Origin of the sequence: Aliiroseovarius sp. xm-d-517, from assembly GCF_013283135.1 — a bacterium.
Lineage (GTDB): Bacteria > Pseudomonadota > Alphaproteobacteria > Rhodobacterales > Rhodobacteraceae > Aliiroseovarius > Aliiroseovarius crassostreae.
Genome location: NZ_WBXT01000001.1, coordinates 79907 through 106883, shown reverse-complemented (window position 1 = coordinate 106883; position 26977 = coordinate 79907). Strand labels below are relative to the sequence as shown.

At 60.1% G+C, this 26977-nt stretch carries 23 protein-coding genes; 11 read left to right on the top strand and 12 right to left on the bottom strand.

The window, feature by feature from the left end; translation table 11 throughout:
* Nucleotides 1-37 precede the first annotated feature (37 nt).
* Genes upp through cdd form a run of 4 tightly spaced genes read right to left on the bottom strand, consistent with a single transcriptional unit; the run spans nt 38 to nt 3255 of the window.
* A complete protein-coding gene (gene upp, locus XMD517_RS00470) occupies nt 38-670 on the bottom strand; it encodes a uracil phosphoribosyltransferase (protein ID WP_055188826.1) in 633 nt (210 codons plus the stop codon).
* Nucleotides 663-1655, bottom strand: a complete 993-nt coding sequence (locus XMD517_RS00465) for an adenosine deaminase (RefSeq protein WP_173485462.1) — start codon at nt 1653-1655, stop codon at nt 663-665. Before XMD517_RS00465 ends, upp begins: the two co-directional genes overlap by 8 nt.
* Nucleotides 1652-2866 carry a phosphopentomutase gene (locus XMD517_RS00460; RefSeq protein WP_173485461.1) on the bottom strand — a complete coding sequence of 405 codons (1215 nt, stop codon included), beginning with the start codon at nt 2864-2866 and terminating at the stop codon, nt 1652-1654. The genes XMD517_RS00465 and XMD517_RS00460 overlap by 4 nt, the downstream gene beginning before the upstream one ends.
* Nucleotides 2863-3255, bottom strand: a complete 393-nt coding sequence (gene cdd / locus XMD517_RS00455; RefSeq protein ID WP_173485460.1) for a cytidine deaminase — start codon at nt 3253-3255, stop codon at nt 2863-2865. The genes XMD517_RS00460 and cdd overlap by 4 nt, the downstream gene beginning before the upstream one ends.
* Before the next feature lie 250 nt (nt 3256-3505).
* On the opposite strand from cdd, the gene XMD517_RS00450 reads away from it, so the two are divergent.
* Nucleotides 3506-5779, top strand: a complete 2274-nt coding sequence (locus XMD517_RS00450; RefSeq protein ID WP_173485459.1) for an NADP-dependent malic enzyme — start codon at nt 3506-3508, stop codon at nt 5777-5779.
* 21 nt (nt 5780-5800) lie between these two features.
* Here the strand turns inward: XMD517_RS00450 and XMD517_RS00445 are convergent, their stop codons facing one another.
* A complete protein-coding gene (locus XMD517_RS00445; RefSeq protein WP_173488225.1) occupies nt 5801-6010 on the bottom strand; it encodes a hypothetical protein in 210 nt (69 codons plus the stop codon).
* 105 nt (nt 6011-6115) lie between these two features.
* On the opposite strand from XMD517_RS00445, the gene XMD517_RS00440 reads away from it, so the two are divergent.
* Together XMD517_RS00440 and XMD517_RS00435 are read left to right on the top strand one after the other, a co-directional pair.
* Nucleotides 6116-8008 carry a propionyl-CoA synthetase gene (locus tag XMD517_RS00440; RefSeq protein ID WP_173485458.1) on the top strand — a complete coding sequence of 631 codons (1893 nt, stop codon included), beginning with the start codon at nt 6116-6118 and terminating at the stop codon, nt 8006-8008.
* Between the two features lie 187 nt (nt 8009-8195).
* Nucleotides 8196-9725 (top strand): sigma-54 dependent transcriptional regulator, encoded by a 1530-nt coding sequence (locus tag XMD517_RS00435; protein ID WP_173485457.1) that lies wholly within the window; start codon nt 8196-8198, stop codon nt 9723-9725.
* Nucleotides 9726-9738: 13 nt separating this feature from the next.
* Here the strand turns inward: XMD517_RS00435 and XMD517_RS00430 are convergent, their stop codons facing one another.
* Together XMD517_RS00430 and XMD517_RS00425 are read right to left on the bottom strand one after the other, a co-directional pair.
* Nucleotides 9739-10575, bottom strand: coding sequence for a DMT family transporter (locus tag XMD517_RS00430; RefSeq protein WP_173485456.1), 837 nt, complete (start codon nt 10573-10575; stop codon nt 9739-9741).
* A gap of 256 nt (nt 10576-10831) precedes the next feature.
* Nucleotides 10832-11593, bottom strand: coding sequence for an NAD kinase (locus tag XMD517_RS00425; RefSeq protein WP_173488224.1), 762 nt, complete (start codon nt 11591-11593; stop codon nt 10832-10834).
* A gap of 179 nt (nt 11594-11772) precedes the next feature.
* On the opposite strand from XMD517_RS00425, the gene glyA reads away from it, so the two are divergent.
* Nucleotides 11773-13080 (top strand): serine hydroxymethyltransferase, encoded by a 1308-nt coding sequence (gene glyA, locus XMD517_RS00420; RefSeq protein ID WP_173485454.1) that lies wholly within the window; start codon nt 11773-11775, stop codon nt 13078-13080.
* A 97-nt stretch (nt 13081-13177) separates the two neighbouring features.
* On the opposite strand, the gene XMD517_RS00415 is transcribed toward glyA, so the two are convergent.
* Nucleotides 13178-14509, bottom strand: a complete 1332-nt coding sequence (locus tag XMD517_RS00415; protein ID WP_173485453.1) for a DUF4041 domain-containing protein — start codon at nt 14507-14509, stop codon at nt 13178-13180.
* Nucleotides 14510-14585: 76 nt separating this feature from the next.
* Here XMD517_RS00415 and XMD517_RS00410 point away from each other — a divergent pair, with 76 nt between their 5' ends.
* On the top strand, nt 14586-15437 hold the full coding sequence (locus tag XMD517_RS00410; RefSeq protein ID WP_254449631.1) for a DUF817 domain-containing protein: 852 nt from the start codon (nt 14586-14588) through the stop codon (nt 15435-15437).
* On the opposite strand, the gene XMD517_RS00405 is transcribed toward XMD517_RS00410, so the two are convergent.
* Complete coding sequence (locus XMD517_RS00405; protein ID WP_173485452.1) at nt 15416-15778, bottom strand: hypothetical protein; 363 nt, start codon at nt 15776-15778, stop codon at nt 15416-15418. The genes XMD517_RS00410 and XMD517_RS00405 overlap by 22 nt on opposite strands.
* 157 nt (nt 15779-15935) lie before the next feature.
* On the opposite strand from XMD517_RS00405, the gene XMD517_RS00400 reads away from it, so the two are divergent.
* The gene (locus tag XMD517_RS00400; RefSeq protein WP_173485451.1) at nt 15936-16697 is read left to right on the top strand and encodes an alpha/beta fold hydrolase; all 762 of its coding nucleotides are present in this window, start codon (nt 15936-15938) and stop codon (nt 16695-16697) included.
* A gap of 285 nt (nt 16698-16982) precedes the next feature.
* Here the strand turns inward: XMD517_RS00400 and XMD517_RS00395 are convergent, their stop codons facing one another.
* Nucleotides 16983-17294, bottom strand: a complete 312-nt coding sequence (locus tag XMD517_RS00395) for an ETC complex I subunit (RefSeq protein ID WP_055189076.1) — start codon at nt 17292-17294, stop codon at nt 16983-16985.
* A 638-nt stretch (nt 17295-17932) separates the two neighbouring features.
* Between XMD517_RS00395 and uvrB the strand changes: the two genes are divergently transcribed.
* Nucleotides 17933-20104 carry an excinuclease ABC subunit UvrB gene (gene uvrB / locus XMD517_RS00390; protein ID WP_173485450.1) on the top strand — a complete coding sequence of 724 codons (2172 nt, stop codon included), beginning with the start codon at nt 17933-17935 and terminating at the stop codon, nt 20102-20104.
* A complete protein-coding gene (locus XMD517_RS00385; protein WP_173485449.1) occupies nt 20101-20940 on the top strand; it encodes a fumarylacetoacetate hydrolase family protein in 840 nt (279 codons plus the stop codon). The genes uvrB and XMD517_RS00385 overlap by 4 nt, the downstream gene beginning before the upstream one ends.
* A 22-nt stretch (nt 20941-20962) precedes the next feature.
* Here the strand turns inward: XMD517_RS00385 and XMD517_RS00380 are convergent, their stop codons facing one another.
* Nucleotides 20963-21880, bottom strand: a complete 918-nt coding sequence (locus tag XMD517_RS00380) for a LysR substrate-binding domain-containing protein (protein ID WP_173485448.1) — start codon at nt 21878-21880, stop codon at nt 20963-20965.
* A gap of 106 nt (nt 21881-21986) precedes the next feature.
* Between XMD517_RS00380 and XMD517_RS00375 the strand changes: the two genes are divergently transcribed.
* The 3 genes from XMD517_RS00375 (at nt 21987) to XMD517_RS00365 (ending at nt 25977) form a co-directional block, all read left to right on the top strand.
* Complete coding sequence (locus tag XMD517_RS00375) at nt 21987-23513, top strand: aldehyde dehydrogenase family protein (RefSeq protein ID WP_173488223.1); 1527 nt, start codon at nt 21987-21989, stop codon at nt 23511-23513.
* Between the two features lie 3 nt (nt 23514-23516).
* Entirely contained in the window at nt 23517-24818 is a 1302-nt protein-coding gene (locus XMD517_RS00370) for an FAD-binding oxidoreductase (RefSeq protein WP_254449630.1), read from the top strand.
* Nucleotides 24819-24978: 160 nt separating this feature from the next.
* Nucleotides 24979-25977 carry a GlxA family transcriptional regulator gene (locus XMD517_RS00365; RefSeq protein ID WP_173485446.1) on the top strand — a complete coding sequence of 333 codons (999 nt, stop codon included), beginning with the start codon at nt 24979-24981 and terminating at the stop codon, nt 25975-25977.
* A 5-nt stretch (nt 25978-25982) separates the two neighbouring features.
* On the opposite strand, the gene XMD517_RS00360 is transcribed toward XMD517_RS00365, so the two are convergent.
* Entirely contained in the window at nt 25983-26858 is an 876-nt protein-coding gene (locus XMD517_RS00360) for a LysR family transcriptional regulator (RefSeq protein ID WP_173485445.1), read from the bottom strand.
* Nucleotides 26859-26977: the final 119 nt, after the last annotated feature.

Genomic DNA, 26977 nt, shown 5'->3' with positions numbered 1-26977 from the left:
GCGGGGAAAGCCCGCGCACGCAGCCCAATCCTGACGCTTACTTGGTGCCGAACATGCGGTCCCCCGCATCCCCCAGCCCCGGCATGATATAGCCCTTTTCGTTCAGACGCTCATCCAGCGAGGCGGTGATGATCGGCACATCGGGATGCGCTTCTTTCATCCGTGCAACCCCTTCCGGAGAGGCCAGCAGGCAGAGGAAGCGAATATTCTTGGCGCCCGCTTTTTTCAACATGTCAATCGCCGCGACCGAGCTGTTGCCGGTGGCCAGCATTGGGTCCACGGCAATCACCAGGCGTTCATCCATCTTCTCGGGCACCTTGAAATAATACTCGACCGGCTCCAGCGTCTCTTCATCGCGGTAAAGCCCGACAAACCCAACCCGCGCCGAGGGGATCAGCTCCAGCACACCATCCAGAAGGCCGTTTCCGGCGCGCAGGATCGACACCAGGGCAAGTTTGCGCCCGGCCAGTGTCGGTGCGTCCATCTGCTGCATCGGGGTCTGGATCGACTTTGTGGTCATCGGCAGTTCGCGGGTGATCTCATAGGCCAGAAGCTGGCTGATCTCGCGCAGAAGCTGGCGAAAGACACTGGTGGGCGTGCCCTCTTCGCGCATCAAAGTCAGCTTATGTTGCACCAGCGGGTGATCAACGACGGTCAGGTGGTCATACATCTTTCGGCTCCAGCAGCTTAGCAATGCGCGCCTTGGTGTCCGCGTCACAGAACGCCCCGTCCAAAGCCACGTGATTAAGATCGGCGAAATCCGCCTCGTCCCAGCCGAAGACCCGGTTCAGATCCTCATATTCCCGTGTCATCGTGGTGCGGAAAAAGGGCGGATCATCGGTGGACACGGTGACCTTTACCCCCCTCTCGCGCAGCTTGGCAATGGGGTGATTTTCCAACCGGTCAAAAACGCCCAGAAAGACATTTGATCCGGGGCAGACCTCAAGTGTGGTGCCCTCATCCGCCAGCCGCTCAACAAGGTTCAGATCTTCGATGGCCCGCACGCCGTGGCCGATCCGGGTAACCTTCAGCGCATCCAGCGCCTCGCGTATCTCCTCCGGGCCGCGCCATTCCCCCGCATGGGTGGTCAGGTTCAGCCCAGCCTCACGCGCCATGTCATAGGCGTATTTGAAATCGGACTGATGGCCGGCATTCTCATCGCCCCCCATGCCAAAGCCGACAATCCAGTCTCCGGCGGTTTCCTGTGCGCAGCGCGCGGTTTCGCGCGCCACCTCACCGCCGAAATGGCGGATACAGGTGACAATGCCGCGCAGAGTGATGCCAAAGTTGCGCTCTGCCTCATCCGCCGCATCCCTGATCGCCGCCAGATAGTCTTTCCACGCGGCCACATCCCGTCCGCCACAGAAGTCTGGCGAGATGAAGCTCTCCGCATACACCACCCCATGACGCGCGCTTTCCTCAAGGATCGCCAAAGTCAGGCGGCGGAAATCTTCGGGGCTTTGCAACACCGAAGTGGCCGCCTCATACACCTCAAGGAAATGCAGAAAGTCGCGGTAGGCATACCCGCCATCCGGGGTGAAGATCCCGGAAATATCGACCTTCTTTTCTTTCGCCAGACCACGGATGAACGCAGGCGGCGCGGCCCCTTCGTGGTGCATGTGGAGTTCGATTTTGGGAAGCGATTGGTAGCTCATAGAAAACTCTTTCCGGCGCCACGCTCCGCCAGCCCGAGATGGGCCGCAATCGACGCGCCAATATCAGAAAACGCACAGATACCGACCTCTTTCAGGCCGCGCCCCGCCCCCACGACAGGCACCCGTTCGCGGGTGTGATCCGTGCCCACCCAGGTTGGGTCATTGCCATGGTCTGCGGTAAAGATGATCAGGTCCCCGTCACGCATTTTTCCAAGGATACGGGGGATCTGGGCGTCAAACCACTCCAGCGCCGCCGCATAGCCGGACACGTCACGACGGTGCCCAAATTGCGAGTCGAACTCGACAAAATTGGCAAAGACCAGATCGCCGTCCCCCGCGGTGTCAAAACTGTCGAGCAGATGATCCATCAGCGCCAGATCCCGACCCTTTTTCAGCGTATCAATGCCACGATGGGCAAAGATGTCACCGATCTTGCCAATCGCATGGGTCTTGCCGCCCGCAGCCCCAACCCAGTCACACAGGGTCGGGCTGGGCGGTGTAATGGCGAAATCGCGCCGGTTTGCCGTGCGCTCGAACGCGCCGGCCTGATTTCCCAGAAACGGCCGCGCAATCACCCGGCCCACATTCAACTTATGCACCATCGGCGCAAGATCCGCGCACAGCTTGACCAGACGGTCGAGACCAAACTGCTCCTCATGGGCAGCAATCTGCAACACGCTGTCGACCGAGGTATAGACAATCGGCCAGCCGGTGCGCAGATGCTCCTCCCCCAGCTCATCCAACACCGCCGTGCCCGAGGCATGTTTGTTGCCCAGAACCCCGTCGACCCCGGCCAGACGACAGATTTCGTCGGTGATCTCTTGCGGGAAACAGGGTTGGGTGTCGAGGAAATACCCCCAGTCCCACGGCACCGGAACACCCGCAATTTCCCAATGGCCCGAGGGCGTATCCTTACCCGGTGAGATTTCTTCAGCAGCCCCCCAAAGCCCGGCGGGAACGGCATCAAACCCCGGCATCTCCTCACCTGATGCGAGCTTTACGGCAGCGGACAGGCCCAACGCATCAAGGTGCGGCATTTTCAGCGGGCCACTGCGCCCCTCTTCCGCACGCCCCTGTGCACAGGCCTGTGCGATATGGGCAAGCGTGTTGGATCCGGTATCCGGCACCGTTTTGTTATTAAAGAACTTGTCTGCATCCGGAGCGCCACCGCATCCCACAGAATCCAGCACAACAAGAAAAGCGCGGGTCATGTGTTTTCCATATGCTCGTTGGAGAAGGCACCGGGCAGCAGCTCCGCCATCGACATGGCCATGCTGTTTCCTTCGGTCGTGGTCATGGTGATCTGCACATCCCCTTGGGCAAACTCGGCCAGTTTCTGACGGCAGCCGCCACAGGGCGTGACCGGCAAAGGCGCGTCCGCAATCACCAGAACTTCGGCAATCTCCCGCTCGCCCGCGGCGCACATGGCGGCAATGGCTCCGGCCTCCGCACAGGTTCCCTCGGGATAGGCCACGTTTTCCACATTGCATCCGGTGAAAATACTGCCGGATGCGGTGCGCAGCGCGGCGCCGACCTTGAAGTTGGAATAAGGTGCATGGGCGTTTTCGCGCACCTCGGTCGCAGCCTTGAGCAAGGACATCTGCCCCTCCTTTTTGATCAATTGAACAAATCTGTCCCAGCCGCTGGCCGGATGCAAGCGCAAAGCGCGTTTGCGCAAACATCATATGCGTCTTTTTGCCTGTCTCCGCCTGACTGAGCGCCCCAGATCGGTCAAACCGACATGCAGGACGCAAATTGCGACTTGATCGCTGCGTCATCCCCCCTATGATGCACGGGAAATCAAGGATGGTTTAAAGTTAAACAACCCTACTGCCACGACGGAGATCCTCATGACTGACAGCAAGTATTCCCGCAAGCGCGCGCTGGATTATCATGAGTTCCCGAAGCCGGGGAAACTCGAAATTCAGGCCACCAAGCCCATGGCCAACGGGCGCGACCTGTCTTTGGCCTATTCCCCCGGCGTGGCTGAGGCCAGCATTGAAATCGCGAAAGATCCTTCCACTGCAAGCCGTTACACCGCACGCGGCAACCTTGTTGCGGTGGTCTCCAATGGCTCGGCCGTTCTCGGGCTTGGCAATATCGGTGCCCTGGCTTCAAAACCCGTCATGGAAGGCAAGGCGGTGTTGTTCAAGAAATTCGCCAATATTGACTGCTTCGATCTTGAACTGGATGAGAGCGACCCTGAGAAGCTGGCAGAGATCATTTGCGCCATGGAACCCAGCTTCGGCGCCATCAACCTGGAAGACATCAAGGCGCCCGATTGTTTTATCGTTGAACAAATCTGCCGTGAGCGGATGAACATCCCGGTTTTCCACGACGACCAACACGGCACTGCAATTGTTGTCGGCGCGGCGGCCACCAATGCGCTCAAGGTCGTGGGCAAGGATTTTTCACAAATCAAGGTCGTTTCAACCGGCGGCGGAGCCGCGGGCATCGCCTGCCTGAACATGTTGCTGAAGCTTGGCGTGAAACGCGAAAATGTCTGGCTTTGTGACATTGAAGGGCTGGTCTATGAGGGGCGCGAGAAAGAGATGACCCCGCAAAAAGCCGCCTATGCGCAGGGCAACACCCCCGCCTCGCTGGGCGATGTGATTGCCGGGGCCGACCTGTTCCTTGGCCTGTCCGGGCCGGGTGTTCTGAAACCTGACATGGTTGGCAAAATGGCGGACAAACCGGTGATTTTCGCGCTCGCCAACCCGACCCCGGAAATCATGCCGGACGAGGTGCGCGAGGTCGCACCGGACGCGATCATTGCAACCGGACGCAGCGATTTTCCCAACCAGGTCAACAACGTACTGTGCTTCCCCTTCATCTTCCGTGGGGCGCTTGATGTCGGTGCAACCGAGATCAATGACGCAATGCAACTGGGCTGCATTGAAGGGATTGCGGCCCTTGCCCGCGCCACCACCTCCGCCGAAGCTGCTGCGGCCTATAAGGGCGAACAGCTCAGCTTTGGCGCCGATTACCTGATCCCGAAACCCTTTGATCCCCGCTTGATGGGGGTTGTCGCCAGCGCGGTCGCCAAAGCGGCGATGGAAAGCGGTGTGGCGACGCGGCCCGTCGAAGACCTGGAGGCATACAAGGCCAAGCTTGATGAGAGTGTGTTCCGCTCGGCCTTGATCATGCGTCCGGTCTTCGAGGCCGCAAGCAAAGCAAATCGCCGGATTGTCTTTGCGGAGGGCGAGGACGAACGCGTGCTACGCGCGGCCCAGGCGATGATCGAGGAAACCACCGATCTGCCCGTGCTGATTGGCCGCCCCGACGTCATTGCACGACGCGCCGAGCGCGCGGGCCTGTCGATCAAACCGGGTCGGGATTTTGACATCGTGAACCCGGAGCGTGACGAGCGTTATCGCGACTACTGGGGCAGCTATCACCAGATCATGGCCCGTCAGGGCGTCACCCCCGACCTCGCCAAGGCGATCCTGCGCACCAACACCACCGCGATTGGCGCAATCATGGTGCAACGCGAAGAAGCGGACAGCCTGATCTGCGGCACCTTTGGCCAGTACCTGTGGCATCTCAATTACATCCAGCAGATCCTCGGCACGCCGGATCTGCACCCCGTGGGCGCGCTCAGCCTGATGATCCTTCAGGATGGGCCACTGTTCATTGCCGACACCCATGTGCACCCCACCCCCACCGGTGCACAGATTGCGGAAACGGTGATTGGTGCGGCCCGCCATGTGCGCCGCTTCGGGGTCGAGCCGAAGATCTCGGTCTGTTCCTATTCGCAGTTTGGCAACCATGGCAGCGACAGCGGTGTGCGCGCGCGCGAAGCCCTGGCAATCCTGGACAGCGCCCCCCGCGACTTTGCCTATGAAGGGGAAATGCATGTGGATGCCGCCTTGGATGACGAGGTTCGCCGCCATATTTTCCCAGGTGCCCGCTTTGACGGCCCCGCAAATGTGCTGGTCTTTACCAATGCAGATGCGGCCAGCGCGGTGCGCAACACGCTGAAGGTGAAAGGCGGCGGGCTGGAGGTCGGCCCGGTCCTGATGGGCATGGGCAACCGGGCCCATATCGTAACACCGTCAATCACCGCGCGCGGCCTGCTGAACATGTCAGCGATTGCGGGCACACCTGTCGCCCATTACGGCTGACACCTGACCGGCAACGTCGCGTCACAGGCGGCTGAATGTGACAAAAGGGGGTTTCGGCCCCCTTTTCTTTTGTGCTTTTTGGCGTTCGCTCCTCTTGCGAATCTGCACCGCAAAACTTTGCAGCCAAAACTTTGCAGCCAAAACTTTGCAATTTTGCAAACCTTCTGGATTTTTCAGAACCGCCGCATATTTTCGAGGGGTTTGCAAAATTTGCAGGCGGATTTTCACCAAACTGCAAACCCTGCGTGAAATTTGGCCGCAGCAAGGTTCAAGCCTCTTGCCCAACAGCCCACAGGTTGCCTAACTCATGCGCAAGCATTTAGGAGGATGTGCAACATGGCATATAAAGACGTCTACGCCGCCTGGCAGGCCAACCCGGAAGCGTTCTGGATGGAGGCCGCGGAAGCAATTGACTGGGACAAAGCCCCGTCAAAGGCGCTTTTCGACGAGAAGGCTCCGCTTTACGAATGGTTCTCGGACGGGATGGTCAACACCTGCTGGAACGCAGTTGACCGGCATGTCGCAGGCGGTCGCGCCGACCAGGTGGCGATCATCTATGACAGCCCGATCACCGGACGCAAATCGACCCTGACCTATGCCGAGTTGAAAGAGCGCGTGTCCAAGGTCGCGGGTGGCCTGGCCGCCAAGGGTGTGACCAAAGGCGACCGGGTGATCATCTATATGCCGATGGTGGCAGAGGCGCTGATCGCCATGCTGGCCGTCACCCGTATTGGCGCCGTGCATTCGGTGGTGTTCGGCGGCTTTGCCTCGAACGAGCTGGCCGTGCGCATTGACGACGCCAAACCGAAAGCCATCATCGCCGCATCCTGCGGGTTGGAGCCGAACCGGGTTGTGGCCTATAAACCGCTTCTGGATGGTGCCATTGAGCTGTCCGAGCACAAGCCTGACTTCACCGTTATTCTGCAGCGCGAGGAACACCCTGCTGAGCTGATCGACGGGCGGGATTTCGACTGGGCCGAGATGGAAGCCAATGCCGCCCCGGCCGATTGTGTGCCGGTCGAGGGCAACCACCCAGCCTATATCCTTTATACCTCCGGCACCACCGGCCAGCCGAAAGGCGTGATCCGTCACACCGGCGGCCATCTGGTGGCACTGAACTGGACCATGAAGAACCTCTATAACGTCGATCCCGGCGACGTGTTCTGGGCGGCCTCGGATGTGGGTTGGGTCGTGGGCCACTCTTACATCACCTATGGCCCGCTGGTGCATGGCAACACCACAATCGTCTTTGAAGGCAAGCCGGTCGGCACCCCCGATGCGGGCACCTTCTGGCGGGTGATTTCCGAGCATAACGTGAAAAGCTTCTTCACCGCGCCGACCGCTTTCCGTGCGGTGAAACGCGAAGACCCGAAGGGCGAATATGTCAAGAAATATGACCTCAGCTGCCTGAAGCAGGTCTACCTGGCGGGTGAACGCGCGGACCCGGACACCATTGTCTGGGCACAGGAGCAGCTGAACGTGCCGGTGATTGACCACTGGTGGCAGACCGAAACCGGCTATGCCATCGCCGCAAACCCGCTGGGCATTGAAGAGCTGCCGATCAAACTTGGCTCGCCTTCCGTGCCAATGCCGGGCTTTGACGTGCAGATCCTTGATGAAGGTGGCCACCCGATGGCCGCAGGCGAGTTGGGCGCAATTGCGATCAAACTGCCCCTGCCCCCCGGCACACTGCCAACCCTGTGGAATGCAGAAGAGCGGTTCAAGAAATCCTACCTGACCACCTTCCCCGGCTACTACGAAACCGGAGATGCGGGATACAAGGACGAAGACGGCTATGTCTACATCATGGCGCGCACCGATGACGTGATCAACGTGGCAGGCCACCGCCTGTCCACCGGCGCGATGGAAGAGGTTCTGGCCAGCCACCCGGACGTGGCAGAATGTGCCGTGATCGGCGTGACCGATCAGCTCAAGGGGCAACTGCCGCTGGGCATGGTCTGCCTGAACGCCGGTTCCGACCGCGACAATGCCGACGTCACCGCCGAATGCGTAAAGCTGGTGCGGGAGAAAATCGGTCCGGTGGCCGCGTTCAAACTCTGTATCGTCGTGGACCGTCTGCCCAAAACCCGGTCAGGCAAGATCCTGCGCGCCACGATGGTGTCGATTGCCGATGGCAAGGATTTCAAGATGCCGGCGACCATTGACGATCCGGCGATTCTGGACGAGATCCGCGATGCTCTGGCGGACATCGGTTATACGAAAGTATAGAAATTCGTTACAATTCTAAATAAAAACACCCCCAATCGCAATTTGGGGGTGTTTTTTCGTTCAACAATCAGAAGTATATAATTCTAATCAACTTTTACGTGAAGCTGAATTCCAGCCCACTCAGGCCAATTGTAGTGTCGTGACGAACAAAGAAGAGCTTAGCAGTCCATCCGGGACCGAACCCGCGATGACCGATCCCCCCGCGTTGGCGGATGCCCTTGTCATACTGGGCGAGGCGATGACTCAATGGCTTCCTGCCGATCATTTTTCCGACCTCAATTGCACTCCAAGATATGCACAAACGATCCAGGAAGCCGAGATACAGTTGGCGGTCTCGGTTCCCGATATTGTCTTCATGCCGCTTCATCTTGGGGACAAGCCAACCGAAGCCCTGTTGAAATCCTGCCACCGCCTCTCACCCGCGCCCCCTGTCGTGGTTGTGGCCAGCAACGATCAGATCAACGATGCCGCAGAAGCCATGCGCCTTGGGGCGTTTGACTGCCTGTTCCATCCCTTTGGCGCCAAGCGGCTGGAGCAGGCCCTGCACAGTGCCCTAGGCCCTCGGATCAGCATCACCCAACCCGACAAGCAACATCAAGCCGCAGATATCAAAGGGAAAACCCAAGATCCCTCACATCCCCCCACCGTCTTGGAAACAGCGCAACAGCCACCGGCCCGCGGCAGTTCGGAACGCCCAGCAACCCCTTCCCCTGCACCTGCCCATCCAAAAGCAAGACCGCAGCTGAACGGCACCCATCTGTTAGGTGACCACCCCTCGATCCGCACCGTCATTCAAATGCTGGAAGATGTGGCCCATTCTACGGCCCCGGTATTTTTACAGGGGGAAACCGGCACGGAAAAAGAGCACTACGCCCGCAGCATTCACGATCTGTCCGGTCGCGCCCCTGATCTGTTTGTTGCGATCAACTGCGCCACGCTGCACCCGGAGACGATGGCATCCGAAATGTTTGGGCATCTGGCTGGCGCGTTCCCGGCGGCCCGGAAAGACAAAATCGGCGCCGCCCTCGCCGCCGATGGCGGGACGCTGTTCCTCGATGAGGTTGCCAATCTGGACCTGCGCACCCAAAGCCAACTGGTGCGGTTTTTGCGTTCGGGCACGGTGCAGCGGCTAGGTTCAGAACAGCCGGAGCATGTGGATGTGCGGGTTATCAGCACCACTTCCCATGACCCGAACACATTGATCAAAAAAGGAAAACTCCTATCCGATCTGTTTTACCACCTTTACGTGGCCCCCATACATCTCCCGCCTTTGCGCGAACGCGAAAGCGACATTGCCCTTTTGGCGCAACATTTCCTGCAAGACTATTCCAGATCTGAAAACAGGGGGTTCACCCAGCTCTCTCCGGATGCCATCGCCGTGTTGCAGCGTCATAGCTGGCCGGGCAATATCCATGAGCTGAAGAACGCGATCTGGAATGCGGTTCTGCACCATGACGGGCAGGTGCTGACCTCGGTGATGCTGCCTGCACATTTGCGCTCTGACCCCAACCACCCGGCGGCGACCAGCCCCCCATCTGACCGCGCGGGCTCACTGGTCGGGCTGAGTCTGGCAGAGATTGAGCAGATCGTGATCGAAGACACGATCCGCGCCTATGGTGGCTCAATTCCGCGTGCGGCTCGGGTACTGGGAGTCTCCCCCTCCACCATTTACCGCAAGCGCGAAGCCTGGGCCGCGAAACCGGCAAAAAAGAAGTAAGCGCCTATAAACGCTAGGTTTTCTTAAAGTTCACCGACCCGATTGCAATCCCTGTCAGCACAATCATCGCCGCAAACACCGTGTGTGCTGCAATTTGTTCGCCCAGGAAGAGTGCCCCCATCCCCAAAGCCAGAACGGGAACGGAAAGCTGCGCCAAGGCGCCGGGGGCAGCCCCGAGTTTCGGCAACACCGCATACCAGAGCGCATAGCCCAATCCGGAGGTGATCGCACCGGATATCAGGGCAAGACCAAGGGGCATCCCCACAGGGATCACCACCGGGGACAGCCCCCAGCAAAACAGCGCAACCATCGGAAACGAATACAGAAAATTCCATGCGGTTGCCTCGAGCGGATCTTGCACATTGCGTCCGATCAGCGAATAGATCCCCCAGCCGACGGCCGCCAGCGACATCAGGGCAAAGCCCGAACCTGACAGTTCCACTGCCTCACGGGGCCACAGCAGGAACACCAGCCCAGCAAGTGCGGCGAGCGCGCCGATCCAGCGCCGGAGCGGGAGGTTCTCTCCGGCCCGCAGCGCCCCGGCAAACATGGTGATCTGCACCCCGGCAAACAGGATCAGAGCGCCGACGCCCGCATCCATTGACGTGTAAGCATAGGAAAACCCTAATAAATACGCGACAAGCCCCAGGACAGCCAAAGGCTGTGGGCGGCGTATTTCAACCGGGGCACGCAGGCGCAGCAACACCATCAGCATCACCGCTCCGGCGGCCACGCGGATCAGGGCAAAGCTGGCCGGATCCATCCCCTCGCCCAAAAGCGCCGCGCGGTTCAGCAGGGAATTGGCGGCAAAAGCCAGCATGGTGAGGGTTGTGAGAGCAAAAAGGCGCATGATGGCTCCGGGTGTTTCCCCCGTCATGACGGCTGAGGCGCCAATGGCCAAGGTTGAAATCTGCCGCTCACGGCAAAGTGTGCGCAGGGTCAGGGTTGGTGACGGGGGCACGGAAAAGTTTAAACTTGTGAACGCCCGACGCAGACGAAGTTTAAACTTTCCAAGGGGCAAAATCCGAAAGTTTAAACTTTTTGCCCGTGTTTTTGTCTGCGCCCAACCGTTCTACAGATCCCCACTCTGCGCACCCGCCGCAGGATCAGACGAACTGTTCGCGGATCAATCGCTCTTCCAACCCGTGACCGGGGTCAAACAGGATACGATGCCGGATGTGGTCGGCGGATCGGATCTCCACGGACAGCACATTTTCCACCTGACGCGAATCCGCATCGGCCATGACTGGGCGTTTTTCCGGCTGCAGCACATCAAACCGCACGGTGGCCCGTTTCGGCAACAGCGCGCCGCGCCAGCGGCGGGGGCGGAACGCGGCCATTGCGGTCAGCGCAAGCACATCCGAACCAATCGGCAGGATCGGACCATGGGCCGAATAGTTATAGGCGGTGGACCCTGCCGGGGTGCTGAGCAGCGCCCCGTCGCAGACCAGCTCATCCAACCGCACCCGGCCATCCACCGAGATCTGCAGCTTTGCCGCCTGCGGTCCTGCGCGCAGCAGGCTGACCTCGTTGATCGCCAAAGCCTCATGCGTGTTGCCCTGTGCATCCACCGCGGTCATGGCCAGCGGGTTGATCACCGCTTCCTCGGCCGCAATCAACCGGTCGACCAGCGCATCGGCACTATACTCATTCATCAAAAAGCCGACGGTGCCGCAATTCATGCCGTAAACCGGCGCGGCCAGATCGCGTGTGTCATGCAGGGTCTGCAACATGAACCCATCGCCGCCAAGGGCCACGATGATGTCAGCCTGTTCCGGGGGCACATTGCGATAGCGCGCCACCAATTCGTCAAACGCGGCCTGGGCCACGGGCGCCTCGCTGGCGAGGAAAGCGATTCTCTGGCTCATCGGGGTTTCCCTTCCTGTCCCTCGTTTCCGAAAGAACCACAAGTTTCGCGAAAGTGCCAGTCATGGCGCGTCTTTCAGGTACAAGGTCGCATTCTGCCCCTTGTGCCCCGATTTGTTTCCGATAGGAAATACGCAACACAAGTTAATCACCCAAGTCTTGCATCGGAGGATGAACGCGCATGACTGATACCCGTGACACCAATGTTCGTGATGGGGGCTTTTTCACTGAGGCCCTCGCTACCCGTGACCCGGAACTCTGGGGCGCCATTACCAATGAGCTCGGGCGCCAGCGCGACGAGATCGAACTGATCGCATCGGAAAACATCGTCTCCGCCGCTGTGATGGAGGCGCAGGGCTCGGTTCTGACCAATAAATATGCCGAGGGTTATCCGGGGCGCCGCTACTATGGTGGCTGCCAATATGTGGACGTGGCCGAGAACCTGGCGATTGACCGCGCCAAGGAACTGTTTGGCTGTGAATTTGCCAATGTTCAGCCGAACTCTGGCTCGCAGGCCAACCAGGGGGTGTTTCAGGCGCTGATCAAGCCGGGCGACACCATTTTGGGTATGGATCTGTCGGCCGGTGGTCACCTGACCCATGGCGCGCGTCCGAACCAGTCGGGCAAGTGGTTCAACGCGGTGCATTACGGTGTGAAGCGCGAAGACAGCCTGATCGACTATGACCAGATCCAGGAACTGGCAACCGAGCACAAGCCTGCGCTGATCATCGCCGGTGGGTCGGCCATCCCGCGCCAGATTGATTTTGCCCGTTTCCGCGAGATTGCAGATTCGGTTGGCGCCTACCTGATGGTCGATATGGCCCATATCGCTGGCCTGATTGCGGCAGGTGAGCACCCCTCGCCCTTCCCGCACGCCCATGTGGCCACCACCACCACCCACAAGACCCTGCGCGGTCCGCGCGGTGGCATGATCGTGACCAATGACGCGGAGATCGCCAAGAAAGTGAACTCGGCCATTTTCCCGGGCATTCAGGGTGGTCCGCTGATGCATGTGATCGCCGGTAAGGCCGCAGCCTTTGGTGAGGCGCTGAAGCCCGAGTTCAAAGCCTATCAGAAACAGGTGCGCGCGAACGCCGTGGCGCTGGCCGATCAGCTGGTCAAAGGCGGCCTCGACATCGTATCGGGCGGCACCGACACCCACCTGATGCTGGTCGATCTGCGCCCGAAAGGCGTGACCGGCAACATCGTGGACGCAGCCCTGGGGCGCGCCCATATCACCACCAACAAAAACGGCATCCCGTTTGACCCGGAAAAGCCGATGGTCACCTCGGGCATCCGTCTGGGCACGCCTGCTGGCACCACCCGTGGCTTTGGTGAAGCAGAATTCCGCGAGATCGCGGATCTGATCATCGAAGTGGTTGATGGTCTGGCCGCCAATGGTGCGGATGGCAACGAGGCTGTGGAAGAGGCCGTGCGCGGCAAAGTCGCCGCCCTCTGCGCCCGCTTCCCGCTCTACCCGAACCTCTGATCGGGGCGCAAAACTCTGCGACAGAGTTATGCGGCTGAGAAAAAAGAAAAGCCCCGCCAGATGGTGGGGCTTTTTGTTGCTGGCGTGGCAACGGCCATCAAATCTCATCGGGCAACAACTCTTCTTCGCTCTCGGCCCTATTTACAGCCTTCAATTGCTCTTTTCGACGCGCCATTGTTTCATGCCACTCCTGAGCCTCTCGGTCTTTGAAAAACTCTGCTTCGGGTGCTAACCTCAGCACCGCCTCCTCAACATCTGCAAGTGACACTCGAAAAAACTCCTTACGCATATTAGCCATGTTCACACGCTGCTCGGAAAACTCTTTGTGCAAAGCTGCTTCGAGGGCTGGGGCTTCTTCAGAGTAAATCATCGCATGTGTATCAAACCCAAAAGGAACACTCGCATCCCCCAATTCTTTCACCCTGTCATTGGGATCAAGACGGCGCGTCAGTCCAATCTTGACCATATCCTCTCCGAAAGATCCCACATTGGAGATGATGTAAACGAAGCCAGACTTGGTCATTTCAGCCATGGCCTTTGCCCTTTCGCTTTTGGCGCGAGCTTCCTCCAGCGCCGCCTCCAGGTCTGCGAGTCTCTGCTTCATTCCCTCCTCATCACCCGACAACCCAGCCTCTTTGCGCGCTTTTTCTAAGAGGGTTTGATATTTTTGTTCCTCTTTCTCTGCGGCTCTTGCCTCTGCCAGCAGTTTTTTCTCTTCGCGCTCTGCACGTGCCAACTCTGCCCGCTCGTCTTTTTCGACCTTCAACTGTTCTCGATACTCATGCGTCAGATGCAACTCATCAATTTTTAAGGCAACATAGTCTTCATTGAGACTCAGATTCATCGAAGTGTTTTCTTTGGAAATTGCCTTGGCCGCATTTAGGATGCGCTTTTCCATTGCCACCACGTTGTTCCACCGCGTGTTGGCAATTGCGGCTTCGCATTCATTGTTGAATGCGCGCATTGTCAGTCTGGTCTGGCGGTTGATCATCGTTTGCCCCTTGGCACGGCTTCCGTCCACCTGCCAATCCGTCGGGCAAATCGTTGCTCTCTTTTCAGACACCATTTTTTTCTGCTGGGCCCGAATCTTCTTGATCTGCTCTTTGTAAATCTCGCTGTCACCAAATTCGAAATGAGGTTCGTAGACGCCCAATTCGGCAAATGACAGTCGTTCATCATAGGCGGCAACTTGTTCTTTCAACCGATCCAGAAGCTTACGCTTTGTGCCATAGTCCTCACGGGTGGTATCAATTTCTTTCTCAAGCCCTCGCGCCACATCACGTAGTTTACCGACTTCTTCATCAATCGAAATGATCTGGGCGTATTTTGCTTGAAGCCTCTTTTGTTTTCTTCTGGCAATGATCCATAAGATAAGAAAAAGTGGAAAACCGATCATCCAGATCACTGCAAATACGACACCCAGTTCCATGTATTTCTCCAAATTGATTTCTTGCCTATTTCAATCATAGCGATAAACAGCGAACACAACCTATACAAGAGCAACCATGACCACCCGCGACACAGAACACTCCCTCGGCCAGTGGATGCGCGCCCGCCTGCCTTACGGTGTGGCGGAGTTTGTGATGTTTGTGCTGAAACAGGGCTGGGCGGCGCTGTTTGGGGGCTTGATGCTGATCGGGATCATGCTCTCCAAGGCGATCTGGCAGCCGGATTGGGCGCTCGCGCGTTATGACGCTTTGGTCATCTACGCCGTGGCGCTGCAGGCCGGCTTCCTCTGGCTGAAACTGGAAAGCTGGGCCGAGGCGCGGGTGATCCTGCTCTTCCACCTCACCGGCACGATCATGGAGATTTTCAAGATCCAGATGGGCAGCTGGGCCTACCCGGAACCGGGACTGCTCAAACTCATGGGCGTGCCGCTCTTTTCCGGTTTCATGTATGCCAGCGTCGGCAGTTTCATGGCGCGGGTCATTCGCATTTTTGACATGCGGTTCACGCCTTTTCCGCCGCTCTGGGCGCATTTTGCGCTGGCCGGGGCGATTTACCTGAACTTCTTCACCCATCACTGGATCTGGGACATGCGCTGGATCCTGATGGGCCTGACCGTGGTCTTGTTCTGGCGCACCCGGATCTGGTTTCGGATCGGCAGGTTTTACTGGATGCCGCTGCCGCTCGCCGCGTTTTTCTCCAGCTTTTTCCTGTGGATCGCGGAGAATGTCGGAACGCGATCCGGCACCTGGGTTTATGCCGGCACCAAGGCCATCGACTGGGCGTCGCTTGCGAAAATGGGCAGCTGGTATCTGCTGTTATACGTAAGCTTTGCCACCGTCACCCTGGTCTATCGTCGCGCCCTGGGCGGTCCCGTGCCCGAAACGCTTCACACCCCCCGCAACAGGTAAAGCAGTCCCAGCACCGCCCCCACCAGAAGCAACAGGCTGAAGGCCAGCCCTGACGCCCAGCTGATGAATATCCCAAAGCGCCGCTCCCACGGGTCCACCCCGCGCAGATAGTGGTCAATCTCGTGGATCGCGCGGGTCAGGTCATCCGGTGCAAGCTGGCGGGCCAGCCGGGGATGCTCCGACAGGGTCTGGGCCTCCATCAACCGTGCCGCCGCCGCCCGCACATGGCGTGGCAACAGGCGCCCGGCGCGGCGCACCTTGGTGGGGAAATCCGCCCCGGAGACATCCAGCCGCTCCTCCATCAGCCGCGCCAGCCGCGCGGTTTCGCTTTGCAGGTCCATGCGCTCCCCCTTCCAAGCGATATGACTTGGCCAACAGCCCTAAACCATCTCGATTTTAAAACGTTTCCACATCACGCTGTTTCAACGTAATCCCAAAACGCTTTAGGGCAACCCATTTTACCTTCCCCCACCCCGCCCAGCGCGATATGACAGGCCCATGTTAGAGTTCCAGACATTCGGGGTGGATGACACCCTCCCGCCCATCCTGATCGCCCATGGCCTGTTCGGGTCCGGTCGCAATTGGGGTGTGATCGCCAAGCGGCTGTCCAATGCGCGTCGCGTGATTGCCGTGGATATGCGCAACCATGGCAACAGCCCCTGGTCGGACAGCCACAGCTACGCAGATCTGGCCGGGGATCTGGCCGAGGTGATCACCGCCATCGGTGGCACTGCGGATCTGATCGGGCATTCGATGGGGGGCAAGGCAGCAATGGTGCTGGCCCTTTCCCACCCCACGCTACTGCGCCGCCTCCTTGTCGCGGATATCGCCCCGGTGGGCTACGGGCACAGCCAGACACCGCTGATCGACGCGATGCGACGGATTGACCTGTCACAGATCGAAAAACGATCTGACGCGGACCGGCTGCTGGCCACCGATGTCGAGGACGCCTCCATCCGCGCCTTCCTCCTGCAATCTCTGGACGTGGCGGAAAAACGCTGGCGGCTCAATCTGGATGTGCTGGAACAGAATATGGCGGGAATTGTCGGGTTCCCCGACGTGACCGGCCAGTTTGCCGGCCCAACCCTGTTCCTGTCCGGGGCCAATTCCGACTATGTGCTGCGCGACCACCGCCCGCTGATCAAATCGCTGTTTCCCAACGCCCACCAGGCCAAGATCCCCGATGCGGGTCACTGGCTGCACGCGGAAAAACCGCGCGCGTTCGAGGCCGCCGTGCGCGCCTTCCTGATCGACAACTGATCCGAACGCCCCTTTCTTCTTGGCAAAAATACTCCGGAGCGCGAAAGCGTTTCGGGATAGGCTTGAGACACATGTTTATTTCGAAACGCCCACAACATTGATATCTCTTGCCGCGTTTCGGTTTTGCCCAGTGTTTTTTTCTGTGTCAGGTTAAAACCGAAACGCTTGAGGCAGAGCCTCGCACCCGCCCGTGCCGCACGCGCTGTGTCGCAAATAAAAACGCTCCCCGAACCGGAGAGCGCCTCAAATCTCACATGGGATCGAACAGACCCTTGATGGCTCAGATCAATGTGTCCACGGTCCACGACGGTTGGTGGCGAAGTTTTCACCATAGCCGCCCTGACGCAGATTGGCGGCCCGCTTATGCGGCTCATGCACCACGGCCTCGATGCCTTTCGACTTGGCAAATTCCAGCGCGGCCTCTTTGGTGTCAAATTTCAGCTTCACCTGGCTTTGGGTGTCAGCCGAGCCGGTCCAGCCCATCAGCGGATCAATTTCACGCGGCGCATCCGGCGCATATTCCAGAACCCAGACCTTGGTTTTGCCAAGACCCGAGGACATGGCGTTGCGAGCAGGTTGATAAATACGGGCGCGCATGGCGGATCTCCTGAAGCTGTGCGCTTTCTTATCCCCAAATGGGGGCGGTATTTCAAGCTGAAATACAACAAGAGCCACCGCAGGGATCATGGCACCACGGATCCTGTATGTGGCCCGGTTTTTCTCAATCTGCGTTCGGGGGGAGGGAAGAGAGAGGCTGCCGACAACAACGAGGGAGCGAGGGGTGGGGTGGGTATTCGTTGTCGCCGGCAGACCATTCTGCTGCTTGCACAATCAGACTAACCCGAGTTTTATCGCCACTGCAAGAGTTAAAAACACTTTTAGTTGTGTTTTTTGGAAATTATTTCGCCTTCAGCGTTAGTAATTTGTTTAGATTTATCAGGAGATTAACAATAGGTTAATGCGGCTGGCAGAAAACCGCCAGCCGCAGGCTTCGCAATCTCAGAAAACTATCTGAGGTTGATCAATGCCACCTCAGAAAGTCAACCATGTGTTAACTCTCCCGCCGCGCGGCGTCACCGGCAACTCACCATTTTAGGGGAGTCTCAAACCGTGGGGGTATCCGCCGGGCCTTTTCCTGCGCCCCCTGCCCGACCACCCGCAATTGCCCCAATCCGCGCCCTGCCCCCTTGAACAGGAACAAAAAGGGGTCATGTTTGGGATCGGAGGATTCGCCGATGACAGAAACAGCCCACAGCCCGCTGACCAATCCGACCCAGGCCCCGACCGCCCGGCCAAAGCTGGAAGGCGGCAAACGGTTTGTGATGCAATCCCCCTTTCAGCCCGCAGGTGACCAGCCCACGGCGATTGCTGAGTTGAAAAGCGGCATCGAGGCGGGCGAACGGGATCAGGTGCTGCTGGGGGCCACCGGCACCGGCAAGACCTTCACCATGGCCAAGATCATCGAGGAAACCCAGCGCCCGGCGATCATCCTTGCCCCGAACAAAACCCTCGCCGCCCAGCTTTATGGCGAGATGAAGGGGTTTTTCCCTGAAAACGCGGTCGAATATTTCGTCAGCTACTATGATTATTACCAGCCCGAAGCCTATGTGCCGCGCTCGGATACGTTCATTGAAAAGGAAAGCCAGATCAACGAACAGATCGACCGGATGCGCCATTCGGCCACGCGCGCCCTGTTGGAGCGCGATGACGTGATCATCGTCGCCTCGGTCAGTTGCATCTACGGCATCGGCTCGCCTGAAACCTACACCGCGATGACGCAGGATATCGTGGTGGGGCAGGAGTATGACCAGCGCGCGGTCATGCGCGATCTGGTGGCGCAGCAATACAAGCGCAATGACAACGCCTTTCATCGCGGGTCGTTCCGGGTGCGCGGCGACAGCCTTGAGATCTGGCCCTCACATCTGGAAGACCGCGGCTGGCGCCTGTCCTTTTTCGGTGAGGAACTGGAAAGCATCACCGAGTTTGACACGCTCACCGGGGCGAAGACCGACACGCTGGAAAAGGTGCGCGTCTATGCCAACTCGCATTACGTGACCCCGACCCCGACGCTGAAACAGGCGGTGCAGAACATCAAGCAGGAGCTGGTTTTGCGGCTGGCAGAGTTCGAGGCGGAGGGGAAGCTTCTGGAAGCGCAGCGGTTGGAACAGCGCACCAAATTCGACATTGAAATGCTGGAAGCGTCGGGGTTTTGTTCCGGGATCGAAAATTATTCACGCTACCTGACCGGTCGCGCGCCGGGAGAGCCGCCCCCCACGCTGTTCGAATATATCCCCGACAACGCCATTGTCTTTGCCGATGAAAGCCATGTGTCGGTGCCACAGATCGGCGGCATGTTCCGGGGCGATTATCGGCGCAAGTTCACGCTGGCCGAACATGGCTTCCGCCTGCCCTCTTGCATGGACAACCGCCCGCTGAAATTCGAGGAATGGGACGCGATGCGCCCGCAATCGGTGTTTGTGTCGGCCACGCCGTCGAACTGGGAACTGGAACAGACCGGCGGCGTGTTTGCCGAACAGATCATCCGCCCGACCGGGCTTCTGGACCCGCAGGTTGAAATCCGCCCGGTCGAGATGCAGGTCGATGACCTGCTGGACGAGGTGCGCCGGGTTTCGGCCGATGGCTATCGCACGCTGGTGACAACCCTGACCAAGCGCATGGCCGAAGACCTGACCGAATATCTGCACGAACAGGGGGTGCGCGTGCGCTATATGCACTCGGATATCGACACGCTGGAACGCATTGAAATCCTGCGGGACCTGCGGCTGGGCGCCTTTGACGTTCTGGTCGGGATCAACCTGTTGCGCGAAGGGCTGGACATTCCGGAATGCGGGCTGGTGGCCATTCTGGATGCGGATAAAGAGGGGTTCCTGCGCTCGGAAACCTCGCTCATTCAGACCATCGGTCGCGCCGCGAGGAACGCCGAGGGACGGGTGATCATGTATGCCGACAAGATCACCGGCTCGATGGAACGCGCGCTGAAGGAAACCGAGCGGCGGCGCGAAAAGCAGATGGCTTACAATGCGTTGCACGGGATCACACCGGAAACGGTGAAGAAAAACGTCGATGATGTTCTGGCCGGGCTTTACCAGGGCGACACCGATATGTCCCGCGTCACCGCCACCGTGGACAAACCGCTGATGGGCGACAATCTGGCGGCTCATCTGGAGGCACTGAAGGCCGACATGCGCAAGGCCGCCGAAAACCTGGAATTCGAAGAGGCCGCCCGGCTGCGCGACGAAATCCACCGGCTGGAAGCGGTGGAACTGGCCGTGGCCGACGACCCGCTGGCGCGGCAATCCGCAATCGAGGCTGCGTCGGAACAGAAAGGGCGCTCAACGGCGGGCAAGCCCGGTCAACGCGCCGGACGGGGGAGAAAAGCACGATGAAACTTCTGCGTTACGGGCCAAACGGGGCAGAAAAGCCGGGGCTGTGCGACACGGACGGGCAGATCCGCGACCTGTCGGGGCATGTGAAAGATATCACCGGGGCGGCCCTGTCCGACACCGGGCTCGCGATCCTTGCGGATATCGACCCGGCCACGCTGCCGATTGTGACCGACACGCGGATCGGCGCACCGGTGGCCCATGTGGGCAAGATCATCTGCATCGGACTCAACTATTCCGACCACGCGGCGGAAGCGGGGATGGAGGTGCCGCCGGAACCGGTGGTCTTCTCCAAGGCGACCTCAGCAATCTGTGGCCCCAATGATCAGGTGGAACTGCCGCGTGGCTCAGGCAAGGTGGATTGGGAGGTCGAGCTGGGTGTGGTGATCGGCACCCGCGCGAAATATGTCGCCGAGGATCAGGCCCTGTCCCATGTGGCCGGCTTCTGCGTGGTCAATGACATTTCGGAACGCGGATTTCAGATGGAGCGGGCGGGCCAGTGGATCAAGGGCAAATCCCATGACACATTCGCCCCGATCGGCCCCTGGCTTGTCACCCGGGACGAGGTGGCAGACCCGCAGGCATTGTCGATGTTTCTGGACCTGAACGGGAAGCGGATGCAGACAGGCAGCACCGCAACCATGGTCTATGGCGTGGCCCATCTGGTGTCTTACCTGTCGCAATTCATGACGCTGGAACCGGGCGATATTATTGCCACTGGCACCCCGCCCGGCGTGGGGATGGGACGGACGCCCCCGGTCTATCTGCGCGAAGGTGACAAGATGGTTCTGGGGGTTGAGGGGCTGGGCGCGCAGCACCTCTCTGTCGGGCGCGCCTAACCCCCGGCCCTAACCCCTGCCCCTAAACTCCTGTGGCCACCTGCTCCATCAGCCAGCTGCGAAAGCGGATCAGCGGCAGGTGGGCGGACTGCGCCTCGGGCCAGACCAGCGCATATTCGCCCAGCGACACCGGGGCTGCCTCCAGCGCGGGGACCAGCCGCCCCAGACGGATCTCTTCCAGCGCCAGAAAGCTGGGCAACAGCGCAAGCCCCAGCCCGTGCACGGCAGCCTGTGTCATGGTGGAACTTTGGTCAAATAACATCCCCTCAAGCCCCGTGGCCGCAACCCCATGGCGGGCAAACCAGACCTCCCAACTGTCGGGATGGGTTTCCAGATGCAAGAGCGGCAGGTGCAGCAAATCTTCGGGCTGTCCAACCGGAGCCGCCATCAGGTCCGGCGCACAGACCGGCATCACGAATTTCGGCATCAACGGCAATTGCTCGACCCCCGGCCAGTCGTCCAGATGCCCATCTGCCTGCCGATCCGCCCGGTAATGGATCGCCGCCTGGGCCGGGTTGTTGGCGAAATCAAACGGACGGTTATGGGTATGCAGGTTGACACTGATATCCGGGTGGGCCGCGACAAAGCTTTTCAGCCGCGGCGCCAGCCAGTTCAGCCCAAATGCAGGCAGGATCGACAGGTCAAGTGAGCCCCCGGCAGGATTGGCGCGCAGCCGGATCGAGGCATGGCCCAGCTTCTCCAGCACCTGACGCGCCTCACGCGCAAACTCCCGCCCGGCCGGGGTCAGCCCCAGCCGCAACTGGTCGCGCTGGATCAGATCGACCCCCATCTGCGCCTCAAGCTGTTTGAGCTGCCGCGAAATGGCGCTTTGTGTCAGCGACAGATCCTGTGCGGCGGATTGGGCAGAGCCAAGGCGGTCCACCGCTTCGATGGCAAGCAGTGAGGGGATGGAGGGCAGGAAGCGGCGCGAGATAATCATATGAGCAATCCTCATACTATAACGATTTACTTTCAATAGTTTTCGGTTGCCACCCATGAGAAACTGAATTGACTGAACTTTTTCTCATGGGATGGAAGAGACCTCAATGACCAACTCCGCAACAACCACCCCTCGGTTTTCTGAAATTCTATCCGCAAGCGGGTTTACCCCGGAAGAACTGACCGGGGGCAGCCTGTCGGTCAGAACCCCGGTGGATGGCAGTGAGATTGCCCGGATCCACGAGGACGGGCCGGACGCCGCCCTGGCCGCAATCACCCGCGCCAAAGCGGCGTTCCGCCACTGGCGCATGGTGCCCGCGCCACGCCGCGGTGAACTGGTGCGTCAGCTGGGCAATGCGCTGCGCCGGGAAAAGGAAACCCTCGGACGGCTGGTCACGCTGGAGTGCGGCAAGATCTTTGCCGAGGGGCTGGGCGAAGTGCAGGAAATGATCGACATCTGCGACTTTGCCGTGGGGCTGTCCCGCCAGCTTTATGGCCTGACCATCGCGTCCGAACGTCCGGGCCACGCGATGCGCGAGAGCTGGCATCCGCTGGGCATCTGCGGCGTGATCACCGCGTTCAACTTTCCGGTGGCACCCTGGTGCTGGAACGCCGCCCTTGCGCTGGTCTGCGGTGACCCGGTGATCTGGAAACCGTCGGAAAAGACACCACTGACTGCGCTGGCCGTGCAAAAGATCTGCGACCGGGTTTGCGCAGAATTTGGTGAGGACGCGCCCGAGGGGCTGATCCAGACGCTGATCGGCGGGCGCGATCTGGGCGAGGTGCTGACCGCGTCAAAAGACGTGGCGCTGATTTCAGCCACCGGATCGGTGCCGATGGGCAAGGCCGTGGCGGCCGATTTGGCAAACCGTCTGGGTCGCAGCATTCTGGAACTCGGCGGCAACAACGCGATGATCGTCGCCCCCTCGGCGGATTTGGATATGGCCCTGCAGGCCATCGTGTTTTCTGCGGTGGGCACGGCCGGGCAACGCTGCACCACGCTGCGCCGCCTGATTGTGCATGAAGATGTGAAGGACGCGCTGACCCAGCGCCTGATCGAGAGCTATCGCAGCCTGCCGATTGGGGACCCGCTGGACGCGGCGACGCTGGTCGGGCCGCTGATCGATCAGGACGCCCTTGTGGCAATGGGCCGCGCGCTGGATCAGGCGGTAAGCGAGGGCGGTCGGGTGCATGGCGGGGGGCAGGCGCTGATGTCCAGCCACCCGGCTGGGGCCTATGTGCGCCCGGCCCTTGTGGAAATGCCTGCGCAGACGGCGGTCATGCATCACGAAACCTTTGCGCCGATCCTGTATATCGTGACCTATCGCCACCTGGACGAGGCGATCGCGATGCAAAACGCCGTGCCGCAGGGCCTCTCGTCCAGCATCTTCTCAACCGATGTTCGGGAGACCGAGTATTTCCTCTCGGCGGGGGGATCGGACTGTGGTATCGCCAATGTGAATATCGGCCCGTCCGGGGCGGAAATTGGCGGCGCTTTTGGCGGTGAAAAGGACACGGGCGGCGGGCGTGAAAGCGGGTCGGATGCGTGGAAAGCCTATATGCGGCGCCAGACCAACACCGTCAATTACTCGCGCGAGCTGCCCCTGGCGCAGGGGATCACATTTGGAGATTGAGCCTTGAGCACAAAGCGGGGCGCGCCTTTGGGGGCGGACATCACCGAAAGCCTTTGGCACAAAACCTGCGCCGAGCATCCCGGCGCCGCCGCCCTGAGCGGGGAGGTTACGGCTGATCTGGTGGTGGTGGGCGGTGGCTATACCGGCTTGTCGGCGGCGCTGACCGCGGCACGAGCCGGGCTTGACGTCCGCCTGATTGAAGCGGGTCGGTTTGGGCAGGGTGGCTCTGGTCGGAATGTGGGGCTGGTCAATGCGGGGCTGTGGCTGCCACCGGAGGAGATCGCCAAGCGGATCGGCAAAGAGGCAGGCGACAATCTGTCCGCAGCCCTTGCCGGGGCGCCGGATCTTGTCTTTGAACTGATCCGGGAATTTGACATCAAATGTGAACCGGTGCGCGCAGGCACATTGCATTGCGCCCATGCCAGATCCGGGATGCGCGATCTTGCCAACCGGCACCGGCAGCTCTCGGCCATCGGCGCACCGGTCACTTTGCTGTCACGAGAGGAGGCGGTGGCACGGGTGGGGTCGACGCAGGTGCATGGCGCGCTGTTTGATCCCCGCGCGGGCACGATCCAGCCATTGGGTTACGCCAGGGGTCTGGCGCGGGCCGCGATGGAATGCGGGGCGCATCTGCATGAAAACAGCCCTGCCACCGAAATTTTGCAAACCCGCACCGGCTGGCAGCTGCGCACCCCTGAGGGCGCGATCTCGGCCCGGAAGATGATCATCGCAACCAATGCTTATCATCTGCCCGTCCAGGGGGCCCCTGCCCCGAAGGTAGTGCCGGTCCATTACTTTCAGGCGGCCACCGATCCGCTGCCGGCCGATCAGCTCGCGCAGATCCTGCCGGGGGGCGAGGGATGTTGGGACACGGCGATGGTCATGTCGTCCTGGCGGCTTGATCAGGCCGGACGGCTGGTAATGGGCGGCATGGGGGCGATTGACCACTTTGCCAGCGGGGCCCATCTTGCCTGGCTTGATCGCAAACTGGCCCGGATGTTTCCCGCCCTTGCCGGGCTGCGCCTGAACACCCCCTGGCACGGGCGCATTGCCATGACCGAGGAATATCTGCCGAAAATCCTGCCGATGGGAAATAACGCCCTGATCGCCTTTGGCTTTTCCGGGCGCGGCATTGGGCCGGGCACCCTGTTTGGCAAGGCCATGGCGGAGGCGCTTATCAAGGACGACCGGGCGCTTCTGCCCCGGCCGCCGGTGGATCAGAACGGGGTGACGATGACCGCCACCCGGCAGGTCTATTACGAAACCGGTGCCACCCTGACCCATCTTCTGAAAGATCGGTTCTGACGGGAAATTGGGCCTGCCCTGACGGTTTTCAATGATCTGGTGACGCAACCCGGACTATGCCCGGGGCTTGTCTGGCTGTATCAAATATCGCAGACATGAGAACCCCTTGCGCCCATTTCGGGCCCTGACCCAGACTTGACACCCGACGGAACACGCCCTGATGCCAGACGAGATTTCACAAGACACCGACACGGGCGCAGACCCAACCGCCCCCGTGTGCGGGATCGAGATCTTTGTGCAGCCCGGATTCTGGCAGATTGAGCTTGCCGCGATCCTGTCGGCGCTGAACACGGCCAATGACGTCTGCGGATATGAGCGGTTCCCGTGGCAGATCACCTCGGATCATCCGGGCATCGTGCACAGCAACGGGGATATGATGGTGCGGGCGGGCCCCTCGATCGGGGAGCAATATCTCCGGCAGGTGTTGGTGGTGATTGGCGGCACCGGCAGCCATGGCGGCGGCTGGATGGCGCGGCTGAGAGCGATGCAGAAAATCAAACGGCGGGTGGTGCTTCTGTCCGGGGCGGCCACCGAATATATCAAGGCCACCAACCCGCGCAGCCATCCGGTGACAACAAACTGGGGCGATGTGAACGTGCTGTCGGAAGGTGGCGATTACCCCACGCTGACCACCCATCTGGCCGAAGATGCCGGCGGGATCATGACCTGCGCGGGGGGCGGGCATACGCTGGAGCTGATGGTCGCAATCCTGTCCGAACAGCTCGCCCCGCAGGAGGCGGCGGAGCTGGCGGCACAGCTGATGCTGGAACATGTGCGTGGCCCCAACCGGGACCAGCCCAAAGGGATGAGCCACTCGTCCAACTTTCTGGAAAAGCGCCTGCAAAGCGCCATTCGCCTGATGGAAGAAACGGTGGAACATCCGCTGAAAGTGTCGGAGCTGGCGCAGAAAGTGGGGGTCTCGACCCGGCAGCTTGAACGTCTGTTCCTGATCAATCTTGATGAAACGCCTGCGAAATTTTACAAGAAAATCAGGCTGAAACGGGCGCAGGCGCTGATCACCGACACGCGCATGCCGTTGATTGACGTGGCGCTTGCCTGCGGGTTTTCCGACAGCTCCTCTCTGGCCCGCGCCTATCGGCTGGAATATGCCAAGACGCCAAATCAGCTGCGTGGGGAAAAGGGGAAAGCGCGGGGGTGAGGCGTTCAGGGCCTCATTTGATTGCTTTCCTCAATCAACCAATCCCTAAAAGCAATCAATCCGGGATAATCCGCACCGTTTTCCGGCCAAACAAGGTAATAACTGCCGACACTGACCGGCACCGATCCCGGCAATTGCTCAAGGCTGCCCTCTTCAAGGGCCCGTTCCACCAGAAAATCCGGCATGAGCGCAATGCCAAGCCCGGCCTGCGCCGCCCGCAGCATGGTGGCGAACTGGTCCACCACCATGGCGGGGCGGCCCCCGGGCGCGCGGGTGTGTGCCCGCTCCCACGCCGCCCAGGCGTCAGGCCGGGTTTCCAGGGCAAGACGCGGCGCCTCGGCCCCGTCCATCTGCGCCAGCAAACCGGGTGCGCCCACCGCCAGCGCCTGCTCCTCCCACAGTTTCACCGCTCCCGCCCCGTCCCAGTCATCGCGCCCGAAATGAATCGCGCCATGGAAGGCCTCACCGGCAAAGGCAAATGGTGCGGTGCGGGTGGACAGGTTCAGCGTGATGCCGGGATGTTCTGCCATGAATTCCGGCAGGCGCGGAGCCAGCCAATGGGTGCCGAAACTGGGCAGGATCGCAAGGTTGAACACCCCGCCTTCCGGGTTGGTCTGCAGGGCAATTGTTGCATTGGTGATCTGCGCCAGCGCCATGCGGATCTCCTCGGCATAGCGCGCGCCCGGTTCGGTCAGGACCAGCCGCTTGCGATCACGCCGAAACAGCCCCTGCCCCACCTGCGCCTCCAGTTTCTGCACCTGACGGCTGACCGCGCTCTGCGTCAGGTCCAGCTCCTGTGCGGCATCCGACACTGATCCAAGCCGTGCCACCGCTTCAAACGCGGCAAGGCAAGAGGTGGACGGGGAAAATCGACGCGCCATGGGGGGAACCTTTATTCCATTTGGGAATGTTCTTATGCGGTAATATCGTTTTTTTCCGGTGAATCCATCCGTTAATATATACCAAAGACACAAGTCTTTCCTGAATAGAACAGACCCGG